Genomic DNA, 18,035 nt, shown 5'->3' on the forward strand with positions numbered 1-18,035 from the left:
TACTAGACATCTAATAATATGGAAACCGCTGGAGGTAAAGATATATGAATACAGAAACAATAATTGCAATGTGGGAGTCCGTTCAAGGTCGTTTCCACAAGATGGTCAAGGAATTGCCACAAGAATCTCTTTCATTATCGATTGGTCCTGCTTCAGTAGGTCATATGATCAGACATAGTGCTGAAGTTGAGTTTGTTTATGCAGAATGGGTTTTTGGAACACCGAAGCCTGCTGATCTTGAATATCACACATTACGTGGTCCAGGTAATTCTGCTGTCGAATTCGATAATGTAGATGAACTAGTTGCTTTGCTTGAGGCTTCTAATGCGATGATTATTGCTGCTATGAAGGCATTACCAGAAGCAGATTGGAACAAAGAAGTGAAAACGCCTCGTGGAACATTTTCTGCACTAGATGCGATCGCACAACTTATGTATCATACTGGTATTCATGCAGGTCAAATTTCTTTAATGCAAAAGCACGCACAATAAGAACTTATACTATCTAATAAAATATAAGAGCGATCAAGGTATCATTTTTTCGGAAATGACTACTTTGATCGCTCTTTTTTTGTAAGGAAAAAACCATAAACACAATTCATCTAATAGGCATAAACTAGGTAAGGGAGGAATTCGGATGGATAAGAAAAAAACTAATAATAGAGAACAAGATAACGATGAAGCAGAAACACTCATTGCGAAACTTGGATTTTGGGGAGTAGCACTGGCTACAATAGGCGACGGACTTGCTACAATTGCTGCAGGTTTGGAACTTCAGCAATTAGAAAAAGCAAAGGAGCAACGATCCGATTCCCAATTGGATTTAGATCAACAAATTGAACTAATGCAAAAGCAAATTGACCAATTAACATATAAAATAGAAAAGATGGAGCGTAAGAAAAGATGAGCCCTCAAAAAAGAGATCATATTAACATCGAACATTGTAATCCACTCATATTTGGAGTGGATTTTTTGTGTTATTTGCAGTGGATTTTTATGATATTTGCAGTTAGATGAATATAGATCTAAATATAATGGAATAAGAGATTCATTCATTTTAATATTAAGTTAACGAAATATTTAGCTGATAACACATGTTACTAAGATGTTATTATATCTTCAATGAATGAATTACAAAAAAAATCGCGCAATTGAACCATATGAATGTTTAGACAGTCTAATACATATACAGACCAAACGAAAGAGTTGAGGTGATGAAAATATGACTAAGGATGAGCTTGCTATTTTTGCTATAGCAGGTAATGAGGCTGCTTTTGTTCAATTAATGCAGCAATATGAACATCAGCTTTATCGAATTGCCTATAGCTATATGCGTAATGAACATGATGCGGTAGAAGCGATGCAGGAACTTACCTATCGTAGCTATCGTAATATACGTTCCATTAAAGAATCACAATATATTCGTACGTGGCTAACGAGAATACTAATTAATATTTGTCATGATATGTTACGCAAACAAAAGAGGGAAATACCGAGTGATCTAGTAGTTGATCAACATTTAGATCATAGATCGGATCAAGCGACAGAAATAGAAATACTAGATACACTAACAAGTTTAAATGATGAACAGAGAGAACTTATTATGATGAAATATATAGAAGATAGGAGCAATGTAGATATTGCTCAGTCATTGAATATTCCAGAAGGAACAGTGAAATCTAGATTGCATTATGCACTTCGTAAATTACGATTATTGTTCAAGGAGGAGGGGATATAATGGAGAACGTAGTAGTTGAACACTATGAACGATATGCAGAAACACTTGATGGTATTATTGTTCCTACTGAGCAGTTAGCAGCTGCTAGGTTAGCGGGACTACAAAGAGCGAAGCGGGAAAGAACTAGAACCAAGCAACTATTTTGGATACGTAATGCAAGTATTATAATGGGAATACTCATTATCTTTTTCACGAGTATACGAATCTCACCTGTGTTTGCTAGTACAGTAGCGAAAATACCTGGTATGGATAGACTGGTCGATCTTATTACTTGGGATAAAGGTATTGAAGATATTTTTGATAAGCAATATTATGAACCATTGAATATTAAGGTAACGAATAATGATTTGACGCTAACTTTAGATGGTATTATAGCTGATGAAACAGGTATGATCGTATTTTATACATTAGAAGCGCCGTATGATATTTCGCGATTAGATACTAGAGGAATCAATATTTTACAAAATGGAGAAGCCATTCAAGCGGGATATTCTTACTCAGGGTTTAGCTCAGAGCCGACAAATATTATAGAAGACAAAATTGTAATAGATGCGCCTGATGGAATCAGTTATGCAAATGCTAATTTCATCTTGGAGTTAGAGATTAGAGACGAATATCATACAGAGTTCTCTATTCCATTCACTTTACAGCAACCAATTGCTGTGACGAAGCAGTATGAACTGAACAAAGAGTTTACGATTGATGGTCAACGGCTTACAGTGCAATCGCTTAGCATTTCACCGCTACGTGCACAGGTGAAAATTGCGATTGATGAGAATAATACGATGCAATTGCTACAAATTAAGAATATTAAGCTAGTTGATGAGCATGGTGAAGAATGGGGCGGAATCCGCAATGGTATCTCTGGTTGGGGTAACATACGTGAGGGAGAGGTGGGGTACAACATTCAAAGTAACTTCTTCCGCGAACCAGAGCAATTAACTTTACATCTAGGAAGTATAGAAGCATTGCCTAAAGGTCAGGATTATATTGAGGTGGACTTTGAACGTAATAAATTGCTTTACGTACCTGAACAGCTTGATGTCGAACTGGAAATTATGAATCATCGTTCGTTACGGTCGAAGATCGTTGTAGATGAAGACTCGACTATTAGTACTACATTCTCCGGAGGCATTGATGCGGAAGGTAAACCGCTTTATTTCAATTCTTCCAATAGTCATTCTACGGATGATTATATAGAATCTGTAGATAATTATAATCTAAGCGAAATTGTAAACCCTGTTCGAATATACGTGAATTCCTATCCATCTTACCTTAATGGAAGTATTGAAATCGCTATTCCCCTGCAATAGTTGAAGGGGGTTATCTCTTGTCCTGAACTTACTACTTGTATTGTCGTGCTAATTTTGGGAAAATAGAAAGCAGAATATATACGACAATAGAGGAACTTATTATAGCACCATGAGCAGTAAAGAGTTACAGTTGACGATGTGATAAGTGAAAAGAGGATATAGCGAGATGAAAGAATCAATATATGGATTAACATTTGACCAATTAGTGGAGTGGCTAGAGGAACGTGGTCATAAGCGTTCTCGTGCACTTCATGTATGGCGTGCATTATATCGTAATCGTGTTCGTGCTTTTGCTGACATGACGGAAGTGAATAGTGCGACAGTAGAACTTCTGAAAGAGCATTTCATACTAGAAACATTAACTGAGCATACACGTCAGCAATCACAAGATGGTACAGTGAAATTTCTATTTCAGCTTGCTGATGGTAATCTGATCGAGACGGTGCTTATGCGCCATAAGTTCGGATTATCGGTTTGTGTGACGACTCAAGTCGGTTGTAATATCGGTTGTAGCTTCTGTGCAAGTGGATTGATTGCGAAAAGCCGTGATCTGACGAGTGCGGAAATTACCGAGCAAATTATGCAAGTTCAGTTTTTCTTAGATGGTCATGCTAAAGATGAAAAGGTTAGTCATATTGTTGTTATGGGAATTGGTGAGCCATTCGATAACTTCGTTCATATGTCTAATTTCGTGCGTACGGTGAAGGATCACAATGGTCTTGCAATTGGTCCACGTCATATTACAGTATCAACGAGTGGTATCGTTAACAAGTTCAAAGAATTTACAGATAGTGATCTAGGTGTTAACTTAGCGATCTCTCTACATGCGCCGAACAATGAGCTTCGCTCACGCATTATGAAGATTAATAAAGCTTATCCGCTAGAGAAGCTAATGCCTGCAATTGATTATTACTTGAACAACTCTAATCGTCGTGCAACGATTGAATATATACTGTTGAAACATGTCAATGATCAGCCGGAACATGCGCTTGAGCTTGCAGAATTAATGATGCCACGTAAAGATCTCGTGAACGTCAACTTAATTCCGTATAATCCAGTAGATGAGCATAGTCAGTATCAACGTAGTGAGCAAGATGATATTCGTGCTTTCTATGATGTGTTGAAGAAGCAAGGGATTAGTGTTAGTGTGCGACTGGAGCATGGTGCTGATATTGATGCAGCATGTGGACAATTACGCAGTAAACAGTTAGATAAAGCATCAAACAATTAATTATGAAATAACATAATAGGCTATCTCGAAAGTAATTACTTTCGAGATAGCCTATTTATTATGCAGTATAGGTACTATTAAATCTTCAATTACAATACAAGAAAGCCCATGTTTTGCTTCGCTTTTGTAAGTGTCTCGTTGGCAACTGCTGCTGCACGCTCTGCACCATCGCGTAGAATCGCATCAAGTTCAGCAGAATCAACGATATCATGGAATTTTTGTTGAATCGGCTCTAGTTTGCTAATAACAACTTCTGCAATTTCTTTCTTGAAGTTACCGTAGCCTTGACCTTCGAAATGTTTCTCAACTGCTGGAATATCCATATCTGAGAATACAGAGTAGATTTCGATTAGGTTACTTACAGCAGGCTTATTCTCCCAGTCATAACGAACAGACATATCGGAATCTGTTACAGCTCGTGAGAATTTTTTGCGGATAACCGCAGGCTCATCTAACATTAGAATGTAGCTACTTACGTTTGGATTAGATTTGCTCATTTTACTGGAAGGATCATCTAATCCCATAATACGAGCACCAGTTTCTTGAATAATTGGCTCAGGTACTATGAACGTTTCACCGTAACGATTGTTGAAGCGATTAGCTAAGTCACGAGTAAGCTCAACATGTTGCTTCTGATCTTCGCCTACAGGAACATGCGTCGCTTGATAAAGTAGAATATCTGCCGCCATTAGTGCCGGATAAGTGAATAGTGCAGAACTTACAACATCTTTACCATCGGATTTGTCTTTGAATTGCGTCATACGGCTAAGTTCACCGAAGTGAGCTTGAGTTTCCATTAACCAGCCAAGTTCAGCATGTGCGGAAACTTGAGATTGTAGAAAGATTGCTGAACGCTTAGGGTCAATTCCAGCAGCAACGTAAAGAGCAGCCAATTCACGAGAACGTTGACGAAGCTCTTTAGGATCTTGATATACGGTAATCGCATGTAGATCCGGAATGAAATAGAAGCAATCGAATTGCTCTTGATTGCGGACGAATTGGCTTAGAGCGCCAGAATAACCTCCAATATTAAGTTCTCCACTAGGTTTAATTCCAGATAGTATACGTTTCATGTACGAACACCTTACCTTCTCTTTAATTTAAAAAACAAAAAAGCTCCGCCCCTTAAAACATAAGGGACGAAGCGTTATACTCCGCGGTACCACCCAAATTCGATTATATAATCGCACTTGATACTCAATAACGGTGAGCTCCGTCAATGCCTACTAATGCCAAGCATCACTTTTCGCGATGTGCATTTTCAGGTTGAGGCGAAAAGACCCATTCATCTACAGGCATGTGCCGAACTTTTCACCAGTTATCGGCTCGCTAATGACATGCAATATTAGACTACTATTTCTCTTCCTTGCTGTATCATATCTAATTGATAATAGCATACTTATTAATAATGATTAAGTCAAGTTAGTATGTGATAGTATACTTGGTACTATATGCTAGTTAGGTTGATTGACATCGTATCGCCATCATGTTATCTTAAAATTAAGATAAAGCGAAAAGAGGCATAACGATGAGTGAAACAAAGCGTTATGAGCAAGTGGAAGATGCATTAGAACTATATATTGCATTATCGCGTGCTAGCCAATGGGTAAGTTCACATGGAGATCGTGATATTAGGGAGCATGGCTTGAATCGTACGGAATTCGGAGTGTTAGAATTACTGTATCATAAAGGTCCTCAGCCTTTACAACAAATTGGTAATAAAGTATTAATGAGTAGCGGTAATATTACGTACGTTATCGACAAATTAGAAAAGAAGCAATTAGTTAGACGTAGAGTTTCTACAGAAGATCGACGCTTAATATATGCGGAAGTGACCGATGCAGGCTCTCAATTTATTGAGAAAGTATTTCCTATTCATGGGTGTGTCATCCGTGACGCAGTAGCTGGTTTAACATTGGAAGAACAGCGTCAAGCAACGAATTTACTGAAGAAACTCGGTAAATTTGCACAAGAAAGTTATAAGGGTTAAATCCTTCTAGCTTTTCCTGAGATGTCTTAATATTGAGATATCATGTTTAGGTGACTTATGAACCTGATGAATGTAACTGAAAGCTTAACGGGACAATGAATGTAGTGAAAAATATTGGAGGGAACTATAATGAAACATATTTATGAAGCGGGAACTGAAAAAAATGGTCAAGTGCTGTTACTATTGCATGGTACAGGTGGAGATGAGAATGATCTAATACCACTTGCGCGTACTGTAGATTCGAATGCTGCAATACTAAGTGTAAGAGGTAACATCCTTGAAAATGGTATGCCACGCTTCTTCCGTCGTCTTGCTGAAGGAGTATTTGATGAACAGGATCTTATTTTCCGCACACAAGAGCTTAAGCAATTTATCGATGAGGCAGCTGTTCAGTATGGATTTGACCGGAATAAAGTAGTAGCACTAGGTTATTCTAATGGTGCTAATATAGCGGCGAGTATGTTATTCCATTACGCAGATTCATTACAAGGTGCGATTATGCATCATCCAATGGTGCCGCTTCGAAGTATCGAATTGCCTAAGCTTACTGGTGTAGCTTGCTTTATTGGAGCAGGTGAGAATGATCCGATCTGTACACCAGCTGAATCGAAAGAATTACAATCATTATTAAGTGAAGCTGGTGCAGATGTGCAAATTCATTGGGAACGTCACGGTCACCAGTTGTCTCGCACAGAAGTTGAAGCAGCAAAAGCATGGTATGAAGCTCAATTTAAAGTATAGATTATCATTCATTCTTTTCATATAGTAAGCCAATAATGAGGAGGATACTCAGAAAGTCATGACTTAGATGACTCGCCGAGTATCCTCTTCTTATGCTTAGGTCAATAAACTTCAAAAATAATGCCTCTATATAAAATTATGTGCTCATTTGTCGTAATTAATTATTAAATCTTAACGATATACAAAGCATGCCTACCCACTTTACAACATATGATGTGTTAACAAAGGTTAGGATGTGATCGAGATGATATGTGCCATCATAGGTGGTGGGCCAGCTGGATTGAATGCCGCGTTATTGCTTGCTCGGTCTAGACATAAAGTGTATCTCTTTGACAATGCAAAACCTCGGAATGCAGTAACGGAAGCGATGCATGGCTTTATAACTCGCGAAGGGATTTCACCTCTCAAATTTCGCAAATTAGCACAGCAAGAATTGGAGCAATTTAAGCATGTGAAGCAGTATCAATCAACGATAACTGAAATTAAGCGTAGCAATAATGGAACATTTACTATCACGACATCTTCTGGTAAAAAGCTTCAAGTGAATAAAGTATTACTTGCCACAGGATTACAGGAATCATTACCATCAATTCGTAACATTTCCCGCTATTATGGGCGCTCGGTGTTCAGTTGTCCTTATTGCGATGGTTATGAATTACGAGATCGGGCGTTGGCTGTATTTACAGAAGCTAGTAATGTGGTTTCTCTTGCAGCGACACTGCAACAGTGGAGTAAACGGATATTTGTTTTCACGAATGGGAAATACAAATTAACGAACTCAGAAAAAGAGCTATTGAAGGCGATGGATATTGCAATCTATGAACAACCAATTGTTCAATTAGTTGGGCAAAAAGGGCAGCTGCAAGGCATATTACTTAAGGATGGTAGTAAAGTTAATTGTACGGGTGGTTTTGTCTCGACCTATTGGAGACATGCGGGAACATTAGCGTCGGAATTAGGCTGTAGATTAACAGACCAAGGTGGAATATGGCAAGATGGTAAAGGGAGAACTAGTGTTCAAGGTGTCTATGTGGCAGGCGATATGGCTCATATATCACCAGCACAAGCAGTTATTGCAGCAGGTGATGGTGTAAAAGCTGCAATAAGTATGAATCAGGATGCTGCTCAACAACGCTTAACAAAAATTCAGAATATGATTAGAAAGCAATAAAAGGTTAACTTTTATAGTCTAAGTTTAAACAATTGACTTTCGACAGTTGCGAACATGGAACGGACTTCCGAAAAAAAGAAGAAAGACACTCCAATATAACCATAAAAAAGGCACTCCCATGTTAATCAGGTCATAGGATGCACCTGAAAAGCACGAGAATGCCTTGTTATTCAATTCGTTTATTCACGATAGTCTTCTACTAGTAATTCAAGTCCGCCTGTCTCTGGGTCCATAATAAAGCCGTGTACAGGAACAGCTTTAGGGAATAAAGGATGATTGCGAATCATTTTAACACTGTGCATAACGCCGTGCTCGGGTGCTGTGAAGCCGCGTAAAAACTTCTCCATACGGATACCTGAACGTTCTAGCGTTTCTATAACTAACGGATCTACTCCGCCTTGTTCAATTATTTTATTAACTAAGCCTTTACTATCGAGATTTGTCATACCGCAACCATGGTGTCCGATAACGACAACTTCCTCAGCATGTAATTCATATACCGCAACAAGAATACTGCGCATTGCTGAACCGAAAGGTTGAGTTAATACTGCACCAGCATTTTTGATGAATTTGGCATCACCATTGCGAAGATTTAATGCTTTTGGTAATAGCTCCATTAGTCTTGTATCCATACATGTTAAAATCGCAATTTTTTTCTCAGGATACTTGTCCGTTAAGTATTTTTCATACTCTTTGTCTTCTACGAATGTCTTGTTGAACTCCATAAAATTTTTCACGATACTCATGTGTATTCCTCCTACAACTGTTCATACTTTCGCTGCACTACTTGTTAGTGAAAATAACTTTGAAAGCCTCATTGACCTAACTACGATAAAAAATTTAAACTCCGTAACAACTATTATTCTCTTATTTTCATAACAAGTCAAATGGTCTTATTTATAGAAAAAGTAAAGAGACAAACCGAAACGCTCCATTTGCCTCGCTTTTAATACTGATGTAATGGTATATTGTTACACTTTTAATGCTGGTAGTACAATCGTTACAGTAGTACCAATCCCTACTTGGCTTGTAAAGGTAATTGTTCCCTGATGATTAGCAATGATTTGCTGTGAGACAAGTAACCCCAAACCATTGCCATCTTGTTTACTAGTATAGAAGGGCTCAAACAGATGTGTTAATGATTCTTCAGATATGCCTACCCCATTATCGGATATTGTAATCTGTACATGTTGATCTTGCTTACAAATACCAATTTGCAACACACCTTCTTTGCTCATCGCTTCCACACTATTTTTAATTAAGTTGACGAACATCTGCTTAAGATTACCTTCCACACCATTAATGAATGGAACATCCTCTTCAATACGTGAAATTACGGTTACATGTTCCATCGTTCCTGATGTAGTCATTAACAGTAAAATATCGTTAATTAGTTGCACAATATTCGTAGGTTGAAAATTACCAACTTGAGGTTTCGACATTACTAGAAATTGACCAACAATATGATTCATATGATCAATTTCTTTCATGACAAGGTCCATATGATTTTCAGGCATTAGACCTTTTTTATGGTTGATTTTCAAAAATCCTTGGACAGTAGTGAGTGGATTTCGAATTTCATGAGCAATACTTGCTGCAAGCTGACCAATAGCTGAAAGTTTTTCGTTCTTCACAAGCAACTCTTCTGTTTGCTTACGAGCAGTAATATTTCGAGTAATCGATGCTATCGCTACGATTAGTCCTTTCTCATCTCGAATCCCTGACAGTGTCATACTGACATCGATCGGAGAGTTAGATTTCGTATACATAATCGTTTCATAACTCGATACAGCATTACCTCTAATGACCTGCTGGATTAACTGTTCATAACTAACTCGATCTTGTAATGAGAAGTTTGAAAGTGGATGTCTGACAAGTTGATCACTGTTCCATTCAAACATACTTTCAAAGGCTTCGTTGACCTGCATAATGTTATTGTTCAGATCGGCAATATGAACAGCATCTGTCGTATGTTTGAAAAACGACTCAAGATATTGTTTCGTGTTCATTAGCTCAATATTCGTTTGTTTTAATTCGTTCGTATAGCGAGATAAATTATTACCCATCGTATTTACTTGACTAGCTAATAATCCAAACTCATCGGTGCTATTATGGACAAGCGAAGTATGGAACTGGTTCATCGAAATTGCATTGACTTTGAACATTATTTTAGTTAATGGAGAAGTGAGTAATTCTGCAATAATGTAACTTCCGACAATCGCTATAAGAAGTAGAATAATCGCAATAATAATATGATCAATGAATTGTTTATGAGTGCCGGCCATTAACTTATTTTTGTCGATGACAATTCCAATTACATAAGGTTCAAAATCTTCAATCGGAATGAATGTCCTGGTGAGTGAAGAATCACCAAACTTGAATTCAGTAGTAACAAACTTATCTTCATTTAAGGCAAGATGTACGGATTGAATATCCGATTTTATATTTGCATAATTATACGACCCGAATGAAATATCGCGTACGTCTAAATTATATATTGGTTTTCCTTTTTTTAATTTAATAATTTTCTCTTTTCCGAAAAAAGTAGGATTGAAAGCAGTTATTTCTAATAGCGCATCGTTCTCAGCAAGTAACTGTGAAATAATCCGATCTGTTCCGCCAATATATCCGTTAGAGAAGGATTTATCTGCATTTAACATCGTATTAATCATGTAATTGGTTTTGCCAGTATAGTAATATCCCCATTTGTTAATTTTCGAAGGATCGGATACTGCAAAATTAATAGGTCCTGAATAAAAATTGGTAGATCGTTCCCCTTGAGCCACAGTAACAGGTCGTAAATTTATTACGTCTTTTAATGCTACGTCCCAATAATCCCATGATTTAGATCTTAGATTAACTTCATCAGGATTAGACGAAAGTACGGTTGCTAAATCGTCCCCTTGCTTAACCCAAAGTGTAATATCATCAAGATCTAGTCGTACCTTTAATTCTTCTAGTTGTTCTGTCGTTACATTCGCAATATCAGGGTCCAATATTTCCTCTAACGTTTGTGCTGCTGACTTCAATCGCTTTGCAAGTTCTTGTTCAATACTGCGATTTGTAGAATCAATTAAATTTATTGTAATGGCAAGTTGTTTTGCAATGGTAGCTACTTGTTGTTCAACATTATTCTCTTGAACACGAATGGCATTAATTTGCGAAAATACAACATTCAATACGAGTATAAAAAGCACAATAAGAGAGATGGATAATGATAGCTTTGAACGGATAGTCATACAGATCCCTCCATACGCAAGTTTCTATTCTTTCTTATTAGACAAATATCGACAAAATCCTTTTTAATTCCTAGTTGCTAAGTATAAATTAGAATTTATAGCGATTACAATAGGTTAATAACGATTTAGTTATTATATTATTAGATGAAAGTATAAGAATTTGTTATAGATAAGAGAAAATACTATAGGTGTTCAAGTCATTCATACAATAATTTACCGATTTAGATGTGTGATAGATTCATATAATGTCATAACACGCTCGAGACTTTTGAGTAATTTATTGGATAACTAGAATATATTGCAAAAAAAGTTGTTGACAATATTGCGAACTAGACATAACATAAGGTTATAAACTTTAATTAAGTAAGTAAATATACAATATATATTAATGGAGGAATTTATTATGACGACATCAAAATGGATATTAGATGCATCGCACAGTGTAGTTGAATTTTCAGTTAAGCATCTTATGATTGCAAAAGTTAGAGGTTTATTCCATACTTTCGATGCGAATATCGAAGCTGATCTTAATGATCTATCTACTGCAACGATTGCGGTAAATATTGATCTTGCTAGTGTTGATACACGTAATGTGGATCGCGATAATCACTTGAAATCAGCGGACTTCTTCGATGTAGAAAACAGCCCAAGCTTGAATTTCGTAGCGACTTCCATTAAATCTGCAGGATCTGATGAGTATTCATTAGTTGGTAATGTAACACTTCATGGTGTAACGAAAGAAGAAACATTCAAAGTTACTTTTGAAGGGGCTTCAACAGACCCTTGGGGCAATGAAAAAGCAGGCTTCAGTGCAACAGGTTCTTTGAAACGTAGCGACTATGGTCTAACATACAATGCCGCTCTTGAAACTGGTGGCGTACTAATCGGAGACGATATTAAGATCAACATCGAATTCGAATTACAAAAGGCATAATATCCCTTCATAATAAATTCAAGCATATAGTTGGATATAATAAAACCTCTCTATCGAATGACGATAGAGAGGTTTTTTCGTCATTCTCCATGTGTAGTAACATTACAAATTATCGTCATAACATGTTAGTTCATTGCATAATTTAGAACTGTGCCTAAAGTAATTATTCCTCTTAAGCCCCAAGCAAGAGCACAGAGGAATAATTAAAGCGCATACAACAAATCCAACATGTTAACAAAAAAAGCATTGACAACTAGGTTTTTACAATGATATTGTGTTAGCATATCTCAAAAAATGGAAAGGGGGTTACGTATCATGAAGATCGATTTTACTACATTTGGTATCAATGTTGGAATTAAGAATGACGGTATCGTAATCCGCGCCCATAGAGCTATATTTATTTAGCACTTTACGGCGCATGATTACGAATCGTAGTCATGCGCCTTTTCATTAGCATATACGTAAGCGATGTTATTGCCATTATGGAATAACTAACTTACGATGGTGAAAAAGCATGCCTACGAACAATAGGCATGCTTTTTTGTGCCTATACAGCAATAAAACTGCATACGAGGGGTTGTATATACACGATGTTAAGTGTACTAAAAAAACTAAGATGGTTTTTCAAATTAGAATGGAAACGATATACGCTCGCAATTGGGCTGTTATTTCTAACGGGGATACTTGATTTAATCCCACCATGGTTAATTGGTAAAGTAATCGATGGTATTCAGCAACAATTGTTTTCTAGTCGAGAGTTCCAACTCATGATTGTGTTCTGGGTTGTAATTACTGCTGTAAGCTATGCAATTACGTATGTTTGGTTTAACAAATTATTCGGTGCCTCTTTCGTACTAGAGCGAATTCTTAGAACGAAGCTCATGGGACATTTCTTGCGAATGAAACCGACATTTTATGAACGTAACCGTACTGGCGATCTGATGGCAAGAGCAACGAATGATCTAGGTGCGGTGTCGAACACAGCGGGCTTTGGAATATTAACGTTGTTTGATTCAACTATTTTTATGATTTGTATTGTAGCTGTAATGAGTATCATGATTAGTTGGAAATTAACGTTAGCGGCACTATTACCTCTTCCGCTCATTGCTGTTGTATTGTCGATATTCGGTAAAATTATTCACCAGCGCTTTATGGCTGCACAGGATTCTTTCGGTGAATTGAATGATGATGTGTTAGAAGCGGTCTCAGGTGTGCGTGTCATCCGTGCATTTGTCCAAGAAGAAGCAAGCAAAGAGAAGTTCCATAAAAAAACTTTAGAAGTATTACAACGTAATTTGGCAGTCGTGAAAATTGAAGCTTTGTTTGAACCAACGATGAAAATATTGGTTGGACTTAGTTATTTAATTGGTGTTGGATATGGTGCTTATCTCGTATTCAATAGTGAATTGACGCTAGGTGAGCTAATTACGTTCAATATGTTTCTAGGTATGCTGATCTGGCCAATGATCGCGATGGGCGAACTAATTAACATTATGCAGCGTGGCAATGCCTCACTAGACCGTGTATCCGAAACGTTAGATTATAAAGCAGATGTTGAAAATAAGGAGCAAACAGCAGAGAATCATGTTCCTTCGAAAGTACAATTCCAAGATTATCAATTCCAATATCCAACGTCTGAGAAGATTAATCTTAGTCAGTTAAATATCTCAATTAATCAAGGGCAAACATTAGGTATTGTCGGTAAGACTGGTAGTGGTAAAACAACAATTTTGAAACAACTACTAAGAGAATATCCGATGGGTTCCGGTCAGGTGAAGCTAGGGAATCATCGATTAGATGATCTATCGCTTGAAGATGCACTAGGATATATGGGATATGTGCCGCAGCAGCCTGTTCTATTCTCACGATCCATTCGTGATAATATTTTATTTGGCGATGAACATGCATCAGAAGCTCAGCTTCAGCAAGCGTTAGAGAGAGCTTCATTTGCGAAAGATATTCATTTCTTACCTGATGGTCTAGATACGATGGTTGGAGAGCGTGGTGTTGCGTTATCTGGTGGGCAGAAGCAACGTGTAAGTATCGCACGTGCGCTGATTGCTAATCCAGAAATTCTTATGCTTGATGATGCATTATCTGCCGTCGATGCGAAGACTGAGATGGAAATTATTGATGGCATCAAGCTTGAACGTCAACAGAAAACAACGATCATTACGACGCATCGTCTATCGGCGGTTCAACATGCCGATTGGATTATTGTATTAGATGAAGGTGCAGTGATTGAACAGGGAACACATGATCAGTTATTAGCACGTGAAGGCTGGTACAAGGAACAATATGATCGCCAACAAATTGAACTAGAGCTAAGCTCGTAGCAGTCAGAGAGGTGAATTGGGTAGATGGGTAACAATATAGAGCAGGAGACAATAGAGATGCAAGAAACTAGCAAATCAAACTCGACAGGTAAGCGATTATTTCAATACGGAATGCTTTATAAAAATAATATTATTATTGCATTAGTATTTCTAATCATCGCGGTTAGTGCGGAAGTTGTTGGACCAATTATTGCTAAAAATATGATAGATAATCATATTACAGGAATTAATCAAACTTGGTACTATGTAGATGAGGATACACCTCAGGCTGTCTCCTATAATAATAAATTTTTATTGCGTGGGGATCGAGTTACCGATGAAACAACGTATGGTACTATTACCTTTGAACAAAAGGGATTGAAGTTCTATTTATTAGAAGAAGGTGTACCCGAAGACGAGAAGGTATTATTAACAAAAGAAGAAGTATATCAGTTTTATAAGTATGAGATTCCTTACATTCTTAAATTATCTGCATTCTATTTTGCATTACTAATACTTTCAGCAATCTTTGTCTATTTCCAACGCATTATGTTACAAACAGCAGCGAATAAGATTGTTCAAAAACTACGTAATGACGTATATGCTCATACACAGCGTTTACCTGTGAAGTATTATGATCATTTATCAGCAGGGCAAATCGTCTCGCGAGTAACGAATGATACCGAATCAATTCGCGAGTTATATGTCGGTGTAATTGCCAATTTCAGTACAGGATTTATTTATATTAGCGCTATTTATATTTCAATATTCGTTTTGAATCCGACACTTGGTCTTATAACATTACCATTGATTCCAGCGTTATTAGCATGGATATATGTATATCGCAAATTCGCTGCGCGCTATAACCGCGTATTACGAGCAAAATTAAGTGAGATCAATGGTAACATTAATGAATCGATTCAAGGGATGTCCATTATTCAAGCATTCCGTAAAGAGAAAGCAATGGGGCAGGAATTTGATGAGTTGAATCAGTATTATTTCAAATATCAGAAAAAGATGCTTAGTTTAAATTCATTAACGTCCCATAACTTATTGAATGTATTCCGTAACATTATCTACATCGTCATTATTATTATGTTTTGGAAGGGTCAATTAGGGGCAGCAATTACTGTAGGTTTACTGTTTGCCTATATTGATTATTTGAATCGTATGTTCAATCCGATCGTCGGGATCGTCAATCAACTATCTAATCTGGAAGTAGCAAGAGTATCCGCAGAGCGAGTATTCAAGCTAATGGATGAGCAAGGGATTGAAGTTGATAAGGAGAGAATGGCTCGTTATCGCGGTAATGTGAAGTTCAATCATGTTACATTCGCCTATAAGGATGAAGAATATGTATTGAAGGATATTGATTTTGAAGCAAAGCAAGGGGAGACGGTCGCTTTAGTCGGTCATACAGGATCGGGAAAAAGCTCCATATTGAATCTCTTATTCAGGTTCTATGATCTCGAGAAGGGACACATCTCAATTGATGGTGTAGATATCAAGCAATATTCCAAACAGCAAATACGTGAGCATATGGGCATTGTATTACAAGATCCATTCTTATTCACAGGTACGATAGCTACCAATGTAAGCTTGAACAATCCGAACATTTCAAGAGAGAGTGTTGAGGAAGCATTGAAAGACGTTGGCGCGTATGAGATGTTTATGCAATTACCTCAGGGGATCGATACAGAAGTCGTTGAGAAAGGTAGTACGTTATCTGCTGGTCAAAGACAGCTGATCTCATTTGCAAGGGCGCTTGCGTATGATCCAGCTATACTCATTCTTGACGAAGCAACTGCTAGTATTGATACAGAGACTGAAGCTGTTATTCAAGCAGCTCTAGATGTATTAAAACGTGGTCGTACGACTTTCGTCATTGCACATCGCTTATCGACTATTCGCGCTGCAGATCAAATTCTAGTGCTCGATCGTGGTGTAATTGTAGAGCGGGGTAATCATGACGTACTAATGGAAAAACAAGGAAAGTACTTCCTAATGTACCAGCTTCAAGCTGGCGGAGTTGCTGTAACGATATAATCATCGTTACTTATAATAGAATTAGAAGATGCCGTATGTACAATTAACGTACATATGGCATCTTTTGTTATGACTAGCGAACATAAACCGACTTTGTAATATGGTATAGATATGCTACCATTATGTTGGCATGTTATTAGATACAATGTAGTCGTTATAGGTCATGTCATTAATAATTGTAAATAGTAAAGAGGGTTATGAGATGAAGAACATTATGGTTGTATTTACAGGTGGAACCATTGGTAGTATGAAGCAAGGTAGTAGCATTGATGTTAATGATGCGGGTTCATATATGATTATCGATCTATTTCAGCAGCAGTATACATCATCGTCAACCTTTAACACGATGCAACCTTTGAATATTTTGAGTGAAAATCTAGTGGCAGATCAATGGATTAACTTGGCGGAGCAGCTACGTGCAATAGATTATTCAGCAATAGATGCCATTATATTAACACATGGCTCTGATACGCTGGCGTATTCTGCTGCGATGTTAAGTTATTTGCTCGGTGACATTCCAGTGCCCCTAATTCTAATTGCTAGTAATTATCATCTGAAAGATGAACGTGCGAATGGCTTACGTAATTTCTATAATGCTGTTCGTTGGATTGAAGAGGGTGCAAGTCCCGGTGTGTTTGTCATCTATGAAAATAACCAAAATGAAAGTATATTGTATCTAGGTTCAAGAATTATGCAATGTGAATCATTTACTGATCAATTCCGTAGTCCATACGATATCGTGCTAGGGCAATTAGAAGATGGAGTTGTTAAGACGACATCAGTTTCTAATAGGATAACAGTAAGCGATATTAGACCAGCAGCTCATCCGTATCTCGATCAAATACAACAACTAGATAAGCTAGTCACCGATATTCTATATGTGAAGCCATATCCTGGATTGAACTATGAGCTTTATTCATGGCCATCTAACCGTCGTCCTACTGCGATACTTCATGATCTATATCATTCAGGTACAGCATGTGCGCTAACAGAAGGTCCATACTCATTACCTCAATTTATTGCCCGTTGTAAGGAAGACAACATTGCTGTCTATCTATGCCCTGTGAAGTCTGCAGAGGAAGCACAGTATGCATCTACAGCAACTCTTATTGAAGCGGGAGCTGTCTTGCTTGAGAAGATAGGGATGGAAGCTGCCCTTACGAAGCTTATCATTGCATATTCTTTATTCCGTTCAGAACAAGAAGTTAAAGACTTCATGCTGCAAGAGCAATTATATTTTGAGCGTCATTAAGAGGCGAAGTATGTAATAATACGTTGTCGCTAACAAATAAGGCATACCGAGCAAAGTTAGAAACTT

15 protein-coding genes and 1 other annotated feature are annotated in these 18,035 nt (G+C 37.4%); of the genes, 12 read left to right on the plus strand and 3 right to left on the minus strand.

What is annotated here, in order from left to right; genetic code table 11:
- Positions 1 to 44 precede the first annotated feature (44 nt).
- From NV377_RS16155 to rlmN, 5 genes are all read left to right on the plus strand, one after another.
- Positions 45 to 491, plus strand: coding sequence for a DinB family protein (locus tag NV377_RS16155; RefSeq protein ID WP_258201816.1), 447 nt, complete (start codon positions 45 to 47; stop codon positions 489 to 491).
- 145 nt (positions 492 to 636) lie between these two features.
- Complete coding sequence (locus NV377_RS16160; RefSeq protein WP_258201817.1) at positions 637 to 906, plus strand: translation initiation factor 2; 270 nt, start codon at positions 637 to 639, stop codon at positions 904 to 906.
- A 315-nt stretch (positions 907 to 1,221) separates the two neighbouring features.
- Positions 1,222 to 1,737: a sigma-70 family RNA polymerase sigma factor gene (locus tag NV377_RS16165; RefSeq protein ID WP_258201818.1), complete on the plus strand. Its 516-nt coding sequence runs from the start codon at positions 1,222 to 1,224 to the stop codon at positions 1,735 to 1,737.
- Positions 1,737 to 3,050: a DUF4179 domain-containing protein gene (locus NV377_RS16170; RefSeq protein ID WP_258201819.1), complete on the plus strand. Its 1,314-nt coding sequence runs from the start codon at positions 1,737 to 1,739 to the stop codon at positions 3,048 to 3,050. The genes NV377_RS16165 and NV377_RS16170 overlap by 1 nt, the downstream gene beginning before the upstream one ends.
- A 166-nt stretch (positions 3,051 to 3,216) precedes the next feature.
- Positions 3,217 to 4,281, plus strand: coding sequence for a dual-specificity RNA methyltransferase RlmN (gene rlmN, locus NV377_RS16175; protein WP_258201820.1), 1,065 nt, complete (start codon positions 3,217 to 3,219; stop codon positions 4,279 to 4,281).
- Between the two features lie 89 nt (positions 4,282 to 4,370).
- Here rlmN and trpS read toward each other — a convergent pair whose 3' ends face one another.
- Entirely contained in the window at positions 4,371 to 5,354 is a 984-nt protein-coding gene (gene trpS / locus NV377_RS16180) for a tryptophan--tRNA ligase (RefSeq protein ID WP_258201821.1), read from the minus strand.
- A gap of 59 nt (positions 5,355 to 5,413) precedes the next feature.
- Positions 5,414 to 5,657 (minus strand) — a binding site (T-box leader).
- Positions 5,658 to 5,809: 152 nt separating this feature from the next.
- Between trpS and NV377_RS16185 the strand changes: the two genes are divergently transcribed.
- From NV377_RS16185 to NV377_RS16195, 3 genes are all read left to right on the plus strand, one after another.
- The gene (locus NV377_RS16185) at positions 5,810 to 6,271 is read left to right on the plus strand and encodes a MarR family winged helix-turn-helix transcriptional regulator (protein WP_258201822.1); all 462 of its coding nucleotides are present in this window, start codon (positions 5,810 to 5,812) and stop codon (positions 6,269 to 6,271) included.
- Positions 6,272 to 6,400: 129 nt separating this feature from the next.
- Positions 6,401 to 7,012: an alpha/beta hydrolase gene (locus tag NV377_RS16190; RefSeq protein ID WP_258201823.1), complete on the plus strand. Its 612-nt coding sequence runs from the start codon at positions 6,401 to 6,403 to the stop codon at positions 7,010 to 7,012.
- Positions 7,013 to 7,256: 244 nt separating this feature from the next.
- Positions 7,257 to 8,183, plus strand: coding sequence for an NAD(P)/FAD-dependent oxidoreductase (locus NV377_RS16195; RefSeq protein WP_258201824.1), 927 nt, complete (start codon positions 7,257 to 7,259; stop codon positions 8,181 to 8,183).
- 179 nt (positions 8,184 to 8,362) lie between these two features.
- On the opposite strand, the gene NV377_RS16200 is transcribed toward NV377_RS16195, so the two are convergent.
- Together NV377_RS16200 and NV377_RS16205 are read right to left on the minus strand one after the other, a co-directional pair.
- Positions 8,363 to 8,929, minus strand: coding sequence for a beta-class carbonic anhydrase (locus tag NV377_RS16200; RefSeq protein WP_258201825.1), 567 nt, complete (start codon positions 8,927 to 8,929; stop codon positions 8,363 to 8,365).
- A 225-nt stretch (positions 8,930 to 9,154) separates the two neighbouring features.
- Entirely contained in the window at positions 9,155 to 11,422 is a 2,268-nt protein-coding gene (locus NV377_RS16205; protein ID WP_258201826.1) for a sensor histidine kinase, read from the minus strand.
- A 403-nt stretch (positions 11,423 to 11,825) separates the two neighbouring features.
- Between NV377_RS16205 and NV377_RS16210 the strand changes: the two genes are divergently transcribed.
- The 4 genes from NV377_RS16210 to NV377_RS16225 all read left to right on the plus strand — a co-directional run bounded on the left by NV377_RS16210 (position 11,826) and on the right by NV377_RS16225 (position 17,969).
- Positions 11,826 to 12,356: a YceI family protein gene (locus tag NV377_RS16210; protein WP_258201827.1), complete on the plus strand. Its 531-nt coding sequence runs from the start codon at positions 11,826 to 11,828 to the stop codon at positions 12,354 to 12,356.
- Positions 12,357 to 12,946: 590 nt separating this feature from the next.
- On the plus strand, positions 12,947 to 14,692 hold the full coding sequence (locus NV377_RS16215; RefSeq protein ID WP_258201828.1) for an ABC transporter ATP-binding protein: 1,746 nt from the start codon (positions 12,947 to 12,949) through the stop codon (positions 14,690 to 14,692).
- Between the two features lie 24 nt (positions 14,693 to 14,716).
- Positions 14,717 to 16,717: an ABC transporter ATP-binding protein gene (locus NV377_RS16220; RefSeq protein WP_308860150.1), complete on the plus strand. Its 2,001-nt coding sequence runs from the start codon at positions 14,717 to 14,719 to the stop codon at positions 16,715 to 16,717.
- 202 nt (positions 16,718 to 16,919) lie between these two features.
- Positions 16,920 to 17,969: an asparaginase gene (locus NV377_RS16225; RefSeq protein ID WP_258201829.1), complete on the plus strand. Its 1,050-nt coding sequence runs from the start codon at positions 16,920 to 16,922 to the stop codon at positions 17,967 to 17,969.
- Positions 17,970 to 18,035 lie beyond the last annotated feature (66 nt).

Source organism: Paenibacillus endoradicis (assembly GCF_024721975.1).

What these genes read in the sequence shown, in the direction of transcription:
- NV377_RS16195 (WP_258201824.1), top strand. Translation starts at nt 7,257, where the DNA reads ATGATATGTGCCATCATAGGTGGTGGGCCAGCTGGATTGAATGCCGCG.
- NV377_RS16185 (WP_258201822.1), top strand. Translation starts at nt 5,810, where the DNA reads ATGAGTGAAACAAAGCGTTATGAGCAAGTGGAAGATGCATTAGAACTA.
- NV377_RS16165 (WP_258201818.1), top strand. Translation starts at nt 1,222, where the DNA reads ATGACTAAGGATGAGCTTGCTATTTTTGCTATAGCAGGTAATGAGGCT.
- NV377_RS16220 (WP_308860150.1), top strand. Translation starts at nt 14,717, where the DNA reads ATGGGTAACAATATAGAGCAGGAGACAATAGAGATGCAAGAAACTAGC.
- NV377_RS16210 (WP_258201827.1), top strand. Translation starts at nt 11,826, where the DNA reads ATGACGACATCAAAATGGATATTAGATGCATCGCACAGTGTAGTTGAA.
- NV377_RS16225 (WP_258201829.1), top strand. Translation starts at nt 16,920, where the DNA reads ATGAAGAACATTATGGTTGTATTTACAGGTGGAACCATTGGTAGTATG.
- NV377_RS16190 (WP_258201823.1), top strand. Translation starts at nt 6,401, where the DNA reads ATGAAACATATTTATGAAGCGGGAACTGAAAAAAATGGTCAAGTGCTG.
- NV377_RS16155 (WP_258201816.1), top strand. Translation starts at nt 45, where the DNA reads ATGAATACAGAAACAATAATTGCAATGTGGGAGTCCGTTCAAGGTCGT.
- rlmN (WP_258201820.1), top strand. Translation starts at nt 3,217, where the DNA reads ATGAAAGAATCAATATATGGATTAACATTTGACCAATTAGTGGAGTGG.
- NV377_RS16200 (WP_258201825.1), bottom strand. Translation starts at nt 8,929, where the DNA reads ATGAGTATCGTGAAAAATTTTATGGAGTTCAACAAGACATTCGTAGAA.
- NV377_RS16160 (WP_258201817.1), top strand. Translation starts at nt 637, where the DNA reads ATGGATAAGAAAAAAACTAATAATAGAGAACAAGATAACGATGAAGCA.
- NV377_RS16215 (WP_258201828.1), top strand. Translation starts at nt 12,947, where the DNA reads ATGTTAAGTGTACTAAAAAAACTAAGATGGTTTTTCAAATTAGAATGG.
- trpS (WP_258201821.1), bottom strand. Translation starts at nt 5,354, where the DNA reads ATGAAACGTATACTATCTGGAATTAAACCTAGTGGAGAACTTAATATT.
- NV377_RS16170 (WP_258201819.1), top strand. Translation starts at nt 1,737, where the DNA reads ATGGAGAACGTAGTAGTTGAACACTATGAACGATATGCAGAAACACTT.
- NV377_RS16205 (WP_258201826.1), bottom strand. Translation starts at nt 11,422, where the DNA reads ATGACTATCCGTTCAAAGCTATCATTATCCATCTCTCTTATTGTGCTT.